Source organism: Novosphingobium sp. EMRT-2 (assembly GCF_005145025.1).
Classification (GTDB): Bacteria; Pseudomonadota; Alphaproteobacteria; order Sphingomonadales; family Sphingomonadaceae; genus Novosphingobium.
The window spans coordinates 76,512-89,041 of sequence record NZ_CP039695.1 but is presented as its reverse complement, the minus strand read 5'-3'; the positions used below and the strand labels follow the sequence as shown (position 1 = coordinate 89,041).

General features: G+C 65.6%; 13 protein-coding genes. 10 read left to right on the top strand and 3 right to left on the bottom strand.

Translation table 11 applies throughout. The features are described from left to right. The first annotated feature begins 16 nt into the window (after positions 1-16). Genes FA702_RS00510 through FA702_RS00495 form a run of 4 tightly spaced genes read left to right on the top strand, consistent with a single transcriptional unit; the run spans position 17 to position 1,551 of the window. Positions 17-658 carry a phosphoglycerate mutase family protein gene (locus FA702_RS00510; RefSeq protein WP_125955888.1) on the top strand — a complete coding sequence of 214 codons (642 nt, stop codon included), beginning with the start codon at positions 17-19 and terminating at the stop codon, positions 656-658. After that, positions 658-849: a DUF4169 family protein gene (locus FA702_RS00505; RefSeq protein WP_136954565.1), complete on the top strand. Its 192-nt coding sequence runs from the start codon at positions 658-660 to the stop codon at positions 847-849. The genes FA702_RS00510 and FA702_RS00505 overlap by 1 nt, the downstream gene beginning before the upstream one ends. After that, the gene (locus tag FA702_RS00500) at positions 849-1,052 is read left to right on the top strand and encodes a hypothetical protein (RefSeq protein ID WP_136954564.1); all 204 of its coding nucleotides are present in this window, start codon (positions 849-851) and stop codon (positions 1,050-1,052) included. The genes FA702_RS00505 and FA702_RS00500 overlap by 1 nt, the downstream gene beginning before the upstream one ends. Positions 1,053-1,056: 4 nt before the next feature. Further along, complete coding sequence (locus FA702_RS00495) at positions 1,057-1,551, top strand: hypothetical protein (protein WP_136954563.1); 495 nt, start codon at positions 1,057-1,059, stop codon at positions 1,549-1,551. Positions 1,552-1,627: 76 nt separating this feature from the next. Here the strand turns inward: FA702_RS00495 and FA702_RS00490 are convergent, their stop codons facing one another. After that, positions 1,628-2,302 (bottom strand): outer membrane protein, encoded by a 675-nt coding sequence (locus FA702_RS00490; protein ID WP_136954562.1) that lies wholly within the window; start codon positions 2,300-2,302, stop codon positions 1,628-1,630. 263 nt (positions 2,303-2,565) lie between these two features. On the opposite strand from FA702_RS00490, the gene FA702_RS00485 reads away from it, so the two are divergent. The 3 genes from FA702_RS00485 to FA702_RS00475 all read left to right on the top strand — a co-directional run bounded on the left by FA702_RS00485 (position 2,566) and on the right by FA702_RS00475 (position 6,025). Next, entirely contained in the window at positions 2,566-3,282 is a 717-nt protein-coding gene (locus FA702_RS00485; protein WP_136954561.1) for a 2OG-Fe(II) oxygenase family protein, read from the top strand. A 54-nt stretch (positions 3,283-3,336) separates the two neighbouring features. After that, positions 3,337-4,584, top strand: a complete 1,248-nt coding sequence (gene rlmN / locus FA702_RS00480) for a 23S rRNA (adenine(2503)-C(2))-methyltransferase RlmN (protein ID WP_136954560.1) — start codon at positions 3,337-3,339, stop codon at positions 4,582-4,584. A gap of 127 nt (positions 4,585-4,711) precedes the next feature. Further along, complete coding sequence (locus FA702_RS00475) at positions 4,712-6,025, top strand: cyclopropane-fatty-acyl-phospholipid synthase family protein (RefSeq protein ID WP_136957178.1); 1,314 nt, start codon at positions 4,712-4,714, stop codon at positions 6,023-6,025. Here FA702_RS00475 and FA702_RS00470 read toward each other — a convergent pair. After that, the gene (locus FA702_RS00470) at positions 5,983-8,028 is read right to left on the bottom strand and encodes a S46 family peptidase (protein ID WP_136954559.1); all 2,046 of its coding nucleotides are present in this window, start codon (positions 8,026-8,028) and stop codon (positions 5,983-5,985) included. The two genes, FA702_RS00475 and FA702_RS00470, sit on opposite strands and share 43 nt — an antisense overlap. A gap of 220 nt (positions 8,029-8,248) precedes the next feature. Beyond that, positions 8,249-8,707: a hypothetical protein gene (locus FA702_RS00465; RefSeq protein ID WP_136954558.1), complete on the bottom strand. Its 459-nt coding sequence runs from the start codon at positions 8,705-8,707 to the stop codon at positions 8,249-8,251. A gap of 193 nt (positions 8,708-8,900) precedes the next feature. On the opposite strand from FA702_RS00465, the gene FA702_RS00460 reads away from it, so the two are divergent. The 3 genes from FA702_RS00460 to FA702_RS00450 all read left to right on the top strand — a co-directional run bounded on the left by FA702_RS00460 (position 8,901) and on the right by FA702_RS00450 (position 12,272). Continuing rightward, positions 8,901-10,190, top strand: coding sequence for a cyclopropane-fatty-acyl-phospholipid synthase family protein (locus FA702_RS00460; protein ID WP_136954557.1), 1,290 nt, complete (start codon positions 8,901-8,903; stop codon positions 10,188-10,190). A 62-nt stretch (positions 10,191-10,252) separates the two neighbouring features. Beyond that, entirely contained in the window at positions 10,253-10,942 is a 690-nt protein-coding gene (gene aqpZ, locus FA702_RS00455; RefSeq protein WP_136954556.1) for an aquaporin Z, read from the top strand. Positions 10,943-11,057: 115 nt separating this feature from the next. Beyond that, positions 11,058-12,272, top strand: coding sequence for an argininosuccinate synthase (locus FA702_RS00450; protein WP_124808695.1), 1,215 nt, complete (start codon positions 11,058-11,060; stop codon positions 12,270-12,272). Positions 12,273-12,530 lie beyond the last annotated feature (258 nt).

Here is a 12,530-nt window from a genome sequence, read left to right as displayed (position 1 = left end):
CTGATACCAGCGGCGCATGAAATCCGGCCGCTTCTTCATCATGCGCCACGGCGAAACGGTGTACAACGCCTCCGCCCGGCTCCAGTCCAACCACATTCATACCCCGTTGACGCGGCAGGGATTCGAACAGGCGCTGGCCATGGGCAAGGCGCTGCGCGAGGAACTGGGTGCGCGGCCGCCGGTGGTGCTGCACATCTCGGAAACCGGGCGCGCGCTGCAGACCGCGGCGATCATCGCCGAGGCGCTGGAACTCGACTGGTTCGAGGCGCGCCGGTCGAACGCGCTCAAGGAAATCGACATGGGATCGTGGTGCGAACGCCGCTACGCCGATGTGGAAGCGGAGGAAGGGCCGGTGATCCTGGCCGATCACCTGCTGCGCCCCGCCCCCGATGGCGAGGACTATCCGGCCATCGCCAGCCGACTGGAATGCTGGCTGGACGCGATCGAGTACGAAGGGCTCACCGACGGGCGCGATCACATCGTGGTGATGCACGGCATCTCCAGCCGCGTGCTGCGCGGGATGATGGCCGGCTATCCGGTCCACCCCGATCATGGCGTGCCGATCGCGCCGTCGCTGGTGCAGGGCTCGGTGGCGCTGATCGAAGGCGGCCGGGAACGGGTACTGTTCGGCGCCGAACGCGGAATCGAGCACGCCTGATGGGCGATGTCGTTAACCTGCGCCTTGCCCGCAAGGCCAAGGCCCGCGATGCGGCGCAGGGGCAGGCGGCGTCCAACCGCGCGAAGTTCGGCCGGACCAAGACGGAAAAGCAGCGCGATGCGCTGGAGGCGGCGCGCGCGGAACGCCTGCTCGATGGAGCGCTACGCGACACCGAGCGCGAGACGGACTGATGCGCACCACCCATGGCGACGCGACGGTGCGGCTTTACCATCTCGATGGCGGCCCCGAAGGCGGCGCGGCGGAAACGCTGTTCTACGGCCCGCTGACCAAGGCGCTAGACATCGCCGCCGCGCAGTCCGAAGCGGTGCAGGACGGCCTGTTCCTGGCGACCGACAACGACGTGATCGCCTATCTCGACCTGATCGGGGAATAAGCCCTTGCGCCGCCTGCTCCTTCTTGCCTGCCTGATTGGCCTGTTGCCAGCCGCGCCCGCCGCCGCGCGCGACAGCCTGGGCATCTGGAACGACTGGGGCGCATTTCGCGATTCCGCCGTGCCGCGCTGCTATGCCATCGCCATGGCGCAGCCGGTTACAGGCCGGCCGCGCGATTTTCAGCCGTTCTTCACCGTCGGCATCTGGCCCCGGCGCAATGCCCGCAACGAAATCCACATCCGCCTTTCGCGTCGGATCGGGCCAAGCGGCCGCGCGGTTCTGTCGCTGGCGGGGCAGTCGTTCGAACTGGCGACAGGGCAGGCCGATGCCTGGGCGCAGGACCCGCGCATGGATGCGGCCATCGTCGCCGCGCTGCGATCGGGGCGCGAAATGACGGTATCGGCACGCGGCCGCGATGGCCGGCTGTTTCGCGATACCTACCGCCTTGCCGGCGCGGCCAGCGCGATGGACGCCGCCGCGCTGGGATGCGCCGGCCGGTAGGACAGCCATGAAAAAAGCGGGCCGGAGTTTCCCCCGGCCCGCCCTTCCCGCCCGCAAGCGGATCAGCCTGCTTTCGTCAGAAGCGCAGGCCGTAGGTCACCGCGATCTGATGACGGTCGGTGTCCACGTTGAAGCGGCTGCTGTCCGGCGTCTGGCCGCCGAAATCGAACTCGCCCTTGCCGTAGTGCGAATAGCGGTATTCGATCCGACCGAAGGTCTTCGGGCTGAACGCATATTCCAGACCGCCGCCCACGCGGTAGCCATCGAGGTCGATCCGCTGATCCAGCGTGGTCGTGCCGTCGCTGCCAAGCACGCCGTAACGGGCGTTGGTGTAACCGCCCTTTACGTAGAGCAGCGTCTTGGGCGACATCGCATAACCGACCCGCGCGCCGACATAGACATCGCGGCCGGCCGAAACGCGGCCCAGATTGAACGTGTTGGGACGCGCGCCCTGCGCGGTCCACTTCGCGGTGCTGTCGGTCAGTTCCGCATCGGCGCCGACCACAAGGTTGCTGCCCAGCGGCACGTCATAGCCGATCTCGCCACCATAGAGCAGGCCATCGATCGATTGCTTGAAATTACGGGTATTGTCGATGTCGACGCTGCTGCCCGACCGGCTCTTGTCGTAGCCCAAGGTCACGCCGACGCGCGGCCCCTTGAACGTGGCCGAAGGGGCAGCCTCCTGCGCGGACGCGGGGGCTGCCAGCGCAAGCGCGGTGCCGGTGGCGAGGATGGCGCAGATAGTCTTCATTGTTCACTCCATTCGCTTGTTGTCTGTCGGTTTGCGACCCGACAGGACTCCTCGAATGGATGACGGCGCAGCTTGTTTCATGAACCTAACACAACGAAAATGCTGCGATATTTTTACAACACCTGCCGCGATGAACGCCCCCGTGCGCGCGACGGGCGGGGGAACCCGCCCGTCGCCGCAATGTTCGTGCGCACGCGAACGGGTAGCGTTGCATTACCCTGCGCGGTAAGGGCCATCAGCCATTGCCGTCCGGATGATCGCGCATGACCCTGTTTGCCCCCGCTATCGCTCCCCAGGCCATGGAAGCGGCCGCGAACGCCCTAGCCATCGAGGGGCACGCCCGAATCGAACCGGTGCTCGATGCCGATGCCGCAACCCGTCTCTGCGCCTTTCTTACCGATACGGCGCCATGGATGCGCGTGATGAACCAGGAGGCGAAGACCTGGGATCTCGATATCGGGGAACTGCAAGCTCTGTCCGCCCACCAGGCCGAGCAGATGACGAAGATCATACACGACCAGGCCCGCCACGGCTTCCAGTTCCTGTTCGACAGCGTCCGCGTTTCGGAAGATCCGGCGGAGCGGACGGCGCGCGGCTTGCCGATCGACGATCTGGTATCAGCGTTCAACACGCCGGAATGGCTCGATGTATTCAGCCGGCTGACGGGCGTTCCCGAGATTGCCATGGTCGATGGACAGGCGACGCGCTACCTGCCGGGGCACTTCCTCACGGCGCATGACGACGATGTCGACGGCAAGAACCGCGTGGCCGCCTATGTCCTCAACCTCACCCCGGAATGGCGCACCGAATGGGGCGGCCTGCTCCAGTTCCACGATGGCGAGGGCGACGTGACCCACGCGCTGAAACCGCGGTTCAATGCGCTGCATCTGTTGAAAGTGCCGCAAGTCCACAGCGTCTCGCACGTCGCCCCTTTCGCCGGCGGGCCGCGCCTTTCGATCACCGGCTGGCTGCGCCGCTGACACCCCGGCCGCTCGGGACTGGCGATTTCGCGGAAAATCCGTATATGGCTCGCCATGACAGCCATTCCGATCATGCCGATCCCGGGACACGTCGATCCGGTTCCCGTCCCCCGCGAGGTCACGCCGCGCGCTGACGGGCGCGTCGATCTGATCGGCCTTCCCCGCCCGCGCATCGCCGAACTGTTCGCCGAAGCCGGGCTGGACGCCAAGGCGGCCAAGCTGCGCGCCAAGCAGGTGTTCCACTGGCTGTACCATCGCGGCGTCACTGATTTCGACGCGATGACCGACATCGCCAAGACCATGCGCCCGTGGCTGGCGGAACGCTTCGTCATCGGCCGGCCCGAGATCGTCGCCGCGCAGGTTTCCAGCGACGGCACGCGCAAGTGGCTGCTGCAGACGGCGGACGGCCATGATTTCGAGATGGTGTTCATCCCGGATGCCGACCGGGGCACGCTGTGCGTCTCCAGCCAGGTGGGCTGCACGCTCAACTGCCGCTTCTGCCACACCGGCACAATGCGCCTGGTCCGCAACCTTACGCCGGGCGAGATCGTCGGCCAGGTCATGCTGGCGCGCGATGCGCTGGGCGAATGGCCCAAGGGATCGATGGCGGGCCTCGAAGAAGACGAGGACGAGCGGACTTATACCTCCGACGGGCGCCTGCTAACCAACATCGTGATGATGGGCATGGGCGAACCGCTCTACAACTTCGACAACGTGCGCGATGCGCTGAAGCTGGTGATGGACGGCGACGGCCTCGCCCTGTCGAAGCGGCGCATCACCCTCTCCACCAGCGGCGTGGTGCCGATGATGGAACGGTGCGGCGAGGAAATCGGCGTCAACCTTGCCGTTTCGCTCCATGCCGTGACCAAGGACGTGCGCGACGAGATCGTGCCGATCAACCGCAAGTTCGGTCTGGACCAGCTGCTGCAGGCCTGCTCCGACTACCCCGGCGCCTCCAACGCCCGGCGCATCACGTTCGAATACGTGATGCTGAAGGACAAGAACGACAGCGACGACGACGCCCGCGAGCTCGTCCGCCTGATCCGGCAATACAAGCTGCCCGCGAAGGTCAACCTGATCCCCTTCAACCCCTGGCCCGGCGCGCCCTATGAATGCTCGACGCCAGAGCGGATCAAGCGCTTTGCCGAAATCGTGTTCGAGGCCGGCATCAGCGCGCCCGTGCGCACCCCGCGCGGCCGCGACATCGACGCCGCCTGCGGCCAGCTCAAGACCGCCGCGCATAAGATGAGCCGCGCGGAACTCGACCGGCTGGCGGACGAAAAGCAGGCCGCGCTCGGCTGAAGGAACAGGCCGGTTCAGCCGATCCGGTCTATCTATCCGGTTTGCGGCGCAAATTCCTGTCCCCAATCTGGCTAACCATCGTTAGGCTGCGTCCTCGAACACCAAAATGAGGTCGCCCGCGATGTCGATGCTGCTGCTGGACCGCGTGCTCAGGCGGATCATCCGCCGGGGTACGCTCACCCTCACCGAACATTCCGGCAAGGTGCGCACCTATGGCACGGCGGAACCGGGCTGGCCCGATCTGGGCCTGCGCCTGCTCGACGCCGGCGTGCCGGGCTATATCGCGCGCCACCCCACGCTGGGCCTTGCCGAAACCTTCATGGACGGACGCGTCGAAATCGAGGGCGGCGATATCCTGGACTTCATCACGTTCGCGCGGCGCAACAACCCGTGGGAGCGCTCGGGTGATTTCGAGGCCAAGGGACTGGGCGGCCGGATCGTCGAACGGATCGTCAGCCGGATCGACCAGATCAACCAGCGCACCGCCTCGCGCCGCAACGTGGCGCATCACTATGACCTGGGCGATCCGCTCTATGACCTGTTCCTCGATGCCAGCCGGCAGTATTCCTGCGCCTACTGGGCGGACGGCGTCACCACGTTGGAGCAGGCACAGATCGCCAAGATGGACCACATCGCCGCCAAGCTCGCGCTGAAGCCGGGGATGCGCGTGCTCGACATCGGCTGCGGCTGGGGCGGCCTGGCGCTGCATCTGCACCGGGTGGCCGGCGTCGAAGTCCACGGCGTCACGCTAAGCAAGGAACAGATCGCCTATGCCAAGGTCTGGGCCGATCGCGAGGGCGTGGCGGACAAGGTGACCTTCGGCCTCACCGACTATCGCGACGTCACCGGGCGGTTCGACCGGATCGTCTCGGTCGGCATGTTCGAGCATGTCGGCGTCGCCAACTTCCCCGCCTTCTTCCGCAAGTGCCACGATCTTCTGGCGGACGACGGGGTGATGCTGCTCCACACCATCGGCCGGTCCGATCCGCCGGGCGGCACCGATGCCTTCACCCGGAAATACATCTTCCCCGGCGGCTATATCCCGGCGATGAGCGAGACGCTGGCGGCGATCGAGCCGCACAAGCTGATGCTGGGCGATATCGAGATCCTGCGCCGGCACTATGGCCTGACCATCCGCGAATGGTACAAGCGCTGCGCCGCCAACCGCGCGCGCATCGTCGAACTCTACGACGAGCGGTTCTACCGCATGTGGATGTTCTATCTGGCAGGCGCGGCGACCGCCTTCGAATACGGCGGGCTGGTCAACTTCCAGTTCCAGATCATGCGCAACCGCGATGCCGTGCCGTTGACGCGCGATTATATCGGCAGGGCCGAAGCGGAGATGCGTGCCGCACGCGACAGCACCTCCGCCCCCGATCCCTGTGAACCGTCAGCGCTTCACTTGCCGGAAAGTTCCCTGACCAGCGCCGGAGCGGGGTAAATCTTTTCCAGCGCCTGCTGCACCGCCGCCGTGCTCACCACCACGGTGCGGTTCACTTCGGGCTGGTAGCCATAGTTGCCGCCCAGCGAATGGATGTTGCCATCGAACGCGGCGCCGATCACCGCCCCGTCCTTGTCCACCACGGGCGAACCGGAGTTTCCGCCGATGATGTCGTTGGTCGTCACGAAGTCATAGGGCGTGGACTTGTCGATCTTCGCTTCGTTGGCAACGAACGCCTTGGCCAGCACGAACGGATCGGCCCCCGTGGCGCGCGCGAACGCGCCGCCCATGGTGGTTACCGGCGCCACGTCCTGCCCGCGCTCCTTCCAGCCCGCGACTTTGCCGTAGCTGATGCGCAGCGTGAACGTGGCATCGGGATAGACGCTGTCGCCATAGGCGGCGAACCGTGCATCAGCGAGCTTCGCCCCGGCGGCGGCCAGCGGCCCCTGATAGCGTTCGTCGACCTGCTTCTGGAGCTCCCGATCGCGCGCGTCGAGCTGGCGGGCATAGACGATCAGCGGATCGGTCGAGGCATCGATCGCTGCCTTGCCGCCCTGCCACAGCGCCTTGCGAACCGCCGGATCGGCCAGCGTGGTGCCGCCCACCAGCCGCGCCGCCAGCCCTTCGGGCGATTCCCGGCCCAGCATCAGCCTGGTCTGCGCATCGTCCGCACCCAGCGCCTCGCGCGCCTTCGAAAGGCTCCATTCCAGCTTCAACTGTTCCAGCCACGGATAGATCGGCCGTTCGTCCAGCACTTCCTTTTCGAGCAGCGGCAGCTGCGAATCGGTGAAGCCGGGCAGCCGCTCGGCATTGGGCTTGGCGCGTTCGTCCGCCGCGCGGACCAGCGACTGCGCGTAATCGTAAAGGTCGCTCATCGGGTGGATGAAGCGATAGGGCACGTAGAGATCGCGATAGGCGCTGACGGCCTTGGCGACATCGCCCCACGGATTGCCGATCGCGGCATTGCCAGCGGCCTTCGCCTTGAGCGCCGCCTCGTTATCGGCCAGCACCTTGACGAAAGCCGGATCGTTCAGCGCCTGCTCGCGCCCGATATAGACCTTGAGGCTGTTCTCGATGCCGAACAGGGTATCGCCGCCCTCGCGCTTGCGTTCGGCGTTCTGCTCCATCGCCGAAAGCAGGCGTCCGCGCAGTTCGGACAGCACGCGGTTGTTCAGCGGCAGCGAAACCGCGCGCTGGAAGGCGAGCTGGTCGGAAGTGAACAGGCGCTGCGTGGAGCCGGGGTTGCCGACCACGAACGTCGCCTCGCCGGGCTGCGGCGCGCGCGGACTCCACTTGAGGAACGCCGCCACTTTCACCGGCTTGCCGTTCTCGTAAGCGCGCAGGAACGAGGCATCGAGCGCATAGCGCGGATAGTTGAAGTTGTCCGGATCGCCCCCGAAGAACGCGGCCTGGAACTCGGGCGCCCAGACCAGGCGCACGTCGGAATACTTGCGGTAGGTGTAGAGCTTGTACTGCCCGCCGCCGAACAGCGTGACGACCTGGCAGCGCGTGGTCGCGGTATCCTTGCATCCGGCCTTCTCGATCTCGGCGATCTTGGCGTCGCGCGCCTTGACCAGCGCCTCGCCCACCAGCGCGCCGATCGCACCCTTCACGTCGGCCGTCACGTCGGTGATCGCGGTGACGACCTCGGCCTGCTGGCCGGGGCACTTGCGCTCCTCCTCGCGCCGGGCGGCGATGAAGCCGTTGGCGACGAGATCAGCCTGCTGCGTCGAAAGGTTCTGCGCGCATTCGACCACGCAATGATGGTTGGTGAGGATCAGGCCATCGGGCGAAACGAAGCTGGCCGAACAGCCACCGGTCAACCGCACGGCGGAGGCGCGCACGCGGTCCAGCCACTTCTGATCGGGCGCCCAGCCATAATCCTTCTTCATCGTCGCGGCCGGAAAGGCATCGAACGTCCACATGCCTTCATCGGCGTGGGCCGGCGCGGCGAGCAGGAACGGCGCGGCAAGGGCCGCGGAAGCGAGAAGAATACGGCGCATGAGCAGGGGTGTCCTTGTTGGGATGGGCAGCGAAGTTGACGAAGTTGACACGGTCCCGAGAAACATCGTCAACCGTCCTCCAGCCGACATTGCGGGCGCACCGGCGCGGGCGCGCGCAGACCGAAAAGTGGTTCCGGCTGAAATCATGCGGGCAGGGTTGCCACGGCGGACGGGGGTAGGAAAGGGAAATGTTGGAGCGCGAAATTTTCGTGGGCGTAAGTCACTTCGGGGTAGGGAGGGCACGAACCTCAACAACCTGCAATCCCATCTTTCTGGGTGAATCAGGCCGGTCGGGAAGATAACCGATCAACAGGTCTTCGGTTTCTCGATTTTGCAACACCTGGCGGCAGTATAATCCTGCGTGCCAGCTCTCCGCAAAAGTTCCTTTGTCAGCCACCACGCAAACCCGATCGTCTTCAATCGACCATCTTCCCGTGAAATAGATCGGCCCCAGCCCGGATAGAGATCCACGCCACTTCCCGTCTGGATGGAATTCTTCGTGAATGTCCGAGTCCGCCCAACCCGGCGGGTTGTAGCGGATCCACTTGCCCACGAGAGCCTTCTCGATCTCGCTTGATTTAAGCGGCAAAGCCCCCTCCGCGTGCTGTGCATGAGCGGAAGACATGGCAACACTCAGCGGCGCGGCGGCCAGTATCGCGCAAGCCTGTCGCAGTCTCATAGAACTCTCCAGCTCAAAAGGTCGGAAGCCGGCTCCTCCACCAAGACCCCCGTCATTGCGATTTGGCTCACAATAACAGGCGTTCCCTTGACGAAAAATGACTGCCCTGCCCCCGCTCAACCCGTTCCATAGCCCGCCACATCGTCCGATTCCCCCTTGCCTCGCCTCCGCTTTGCCATAGTCTCCCTTGTCGATGTGGCTGCTTGACCAGATGCTTCGCCGGCTGATCCGCAAGGGTCGGCTCATCGTCATCGATCACGATGGCAGGGAATACGCCTATGGGCCGGGCACGGACGCGCCCTTGCGCATCCGGCTGACCGACAAGGGCGCCTCGACGCACATCGCGCGCTATCCGCGCGTGGGCGCGGGCGAGGCCTATATGGACGGGCGGATGGTGATCGAACCGCCGCACGACATCCGCGATCTGGTGCTGTTCGTGGCGCTCAACGCCGAGGGCGATCACGAGCGCGCGCTGGGCGCCAAGGGGCCGTTGCGCAAGCTGGCGGACAAGGCCGCCGCCACGATCGACAGCTTCAACGACCGGCGCTCGGCCCGCAAGAACGCCGAATATACCTACAACCTCACCCGCCGGCTCTACGAACTGTTCCTCGACGAGGACCGGCAATACACGATGGCCTATTACCGCGATCCGGCGATCAGCCTGGAACAGGCGCAGCTCGACAAGAAGGCGCACATAGCGGCCAAGCTCCATCTCGAGCGCGCCACCTCGTCGGGCAAGCGCGTGCTCGACATCGGCTGCGGCTGGGGCGGCCTCGCGCTCTACCTGCACCGGCATTACGACGTGGACGTGCTGGGCGTGGCGCTCGCGCCCGACCAGATCGAGTTCTGCCGCGAACGCGCCGCCGAACTGGGTGTGGCGGACCGCGTGAAGTTCGAGCTGATGGACTATCGCGACGTGCAGGGCGAATTCGACCGGATCACCTCGGTCGGTCTGCTGGAGCATGTGGGCACGCCGCAGTATCCGGCGTTCTTCGAGCATACCCACCGCCTGCTCAAGCCCGATGGGGTGATGTTCTCTCACTGCTGCGGCCGCGCCGGCCCTCCCGGCAAGACCGACGCGTGGACCCGCAAGTACATCTTCCCCGGCGGCTATATCCCCGCCCTTTCCGAGCTGGTGAGCGAGAGCGAGAAGGCCGGCTGGCAGGTGACCGACGTGGAGGCCATGCGCTTCCATTACGCGCACACGCTGGAGGAATGGTACAACCGCACGCGGCTGCACCGCGACGAGATCGTGGCGCTCTATGACGAGCGGTTCTACCGCATGTGGGAATTCTACCTGGCCGGGGCGGAGCAGGCGTTCCGCTATGGCGGGCTGGTCAACTGGCAGCTGCAGTACGTGAAGCGGCGCGACGCGATCCCGATGATCCGCGACCGGATGGTGGAGGAAAGCGCCCGCCTGCGCGCCAACGATACCGCGCCGGAATGGCATCTCGATCCCGCGCTGAAGCAGGCGGCGGAATAGCCGGCCAGCGCTGGATCGATACCAAAAAGGGGGAAAACCCCCGGGAGTGGAGAGGAACGATCATGATCAAGAGACTGGCGGCCGAGGGATTCGGCACGTTCTGGCTGGTGTTCGGCGGGTGCGGATCGGCCGTGCTGGCCGCCGCCTTCCCCCAACTCGGCATCGGCTTCGCCGGCGTGGCGCTGGCGTTCGGGCTGACGGTGCTGACCATGGCCTATGCCGTGGGCGGCATTTCAGGCGGGCATTTCAACCCGGCGGTGTCGCTGGGCCTCGCCGTGGCCGGGCGCTTCGGCTGGAAAGACCTGATCCCCTACTGGATCGCGCAAGTGCTGGGCGCGGTGATCGCGGCGGCCGCGCTCTATGCCATCGCCAGCGGCAAGTCCGGCTTCGAGGCGGGCGGCTTCGCCTCCAACGGCTATGGCGCGCTTTCGCCCGGCGGCTATTCGCTGCAGTCGGCGCTGCTGATCGAGATGATCCTGACCGCGGGCTTCCTCATCGTGATCCTGGGATCGACGTCCTCCGCCGTTCCGGCCGGCTTCGCGCCGATCGCGATCGGCCTCGCGCTCACGCTGATCCACCTGATCTCGATCCCGGTGACCAACACCTCGGTCAACCCGGCGCGGTCGACGGGCGTCGCCTTCGTCGCCACCACCGACGCGCTGCACCAGCTCTGGCTGTTCTGGGTGGCGCCGCTGGCAGGCGCGGCGATCGGCGGGCTGATCTGGAAGACGCTGCTGACCACGTCGGACTGACGGCGCCCTTCAACCACCGCTTTCCTGCGCGGCCGGTCCGGATGGGCCGGCCGCTTGCGATACGGCCCCCGTCCTGTTACGCGCCGCGCGCTTATCTCACGGGGAATCGCCGATCATGTCCGATATCAAGCGCGTCGTCCTTGCCTATTCCGGCGGCCTTGACACCTCCGTCATCCTCAAGTGGCTGCAGGTGACCTACAATTGCGAGGTCGTGACCTTCACCGCCGATCTCGGACAGGGCGAGGAACTCGGGCCGGCGCGCGCCAAGGCCGAACTGATGGGCGTGAAGGCCGAGCATATCTACATCGACGACCTGCGCGAGGAATTCGTGCGCGATTTCGTGTTCCCGATGATGCGCGCCAATGCCCGCTACGAAGGCGATTACCTGCTCGGCACCTCGATCGCGCGCCCGCTGATCTCCAAGCGCCTGATCGAGATCGCCAAGGAAACCGGCGCCGACGCGGTCGCCCACGGCGCCACCGGCAAGGGCAACGACCAGGTCCGCTTCGAGCTTTCGGCCTATGCGCTCGATCCCTCGATCAAGGTCATCGCCCCCTGGCGCGAATGGGACCTCACCAGCCGCACCGCGCTGATCGCCTGGGCGGAAAAGCACCAGATCCCGGTGCCCAAGGACAAGCGCGGCGAAAGCCCGTTTTCGACCGACGCCAACCTCCTGCACACCTCGTCCGAAGGCAAGGTGCTGGAAAACCCGTGGGACGAGACGCCGGACTACGTCTATTCGCGCACGGTCAACCCGGAGGACGCGCCCGACCAGCCGGAATACATCACGATCGATTTCGAGAAGGGTGACGGCGTCGCGCTCAATGGCGAGGCGATGAGCCCGGCCACGCTGCTGACCGCGCTCAACGAACTCGGCCGCAAGCACGGCATCGGCCGGCTCGACCTTGTCGAGAACCGCTTCGTCGGCATGAAGAGCCGCGGCATGTACGAGACGCCGGGCGGCACGATCTATGCCGCCGCGCACCGGGGCATCGAATCGATCACGCTCGACCGGGGGGCCGCGCACCTCAAGGACGAGTTGATGCCCAAGTATGCAGAGCTGATCTACAACGGCTTCTGGTTCGCGCCCGAGCGCGAGATGCTGCAGGCCGCGATCGATCATTCGCAAGCGCGCGTAAACGGCACCGTGCGGCTCAAGCTCTACAAGGGTCTTGCCTCGGTGGTCGGCCGCAAGTCGCCCGACAGCCTCTATTCGGAACGGCACGTGACGTTCGAGGACGATGCCGGCGCTTATGACCAGAAGGACGCGGCCGGCTTCATCAAGCTCAATGCGCTGCGCCTGCGTCTACTGGCCCAGCGGGATCGCTGAGCGGCCCGGCACGGGTTCGCATTCGAATCAGGAAAACGAAAACCGGTTTCCTTGACGGGGCCGGTTCAAGTTGTCCACCGCAAATCCGATAGCCTGTGGATAACTTCCACGGTTTCCGCTTGCGCGACTCACGCGACAGGCGCAGCTTTGGCTTGTCGAAAGGGAAAACGACCTGGGAACTGAGGCGCAAGCCGATGAAATCAGGAAGTTTTTACCAGAGGCCCGATCCGGAAGTACGCGTTTCAATCGACCGCAGGG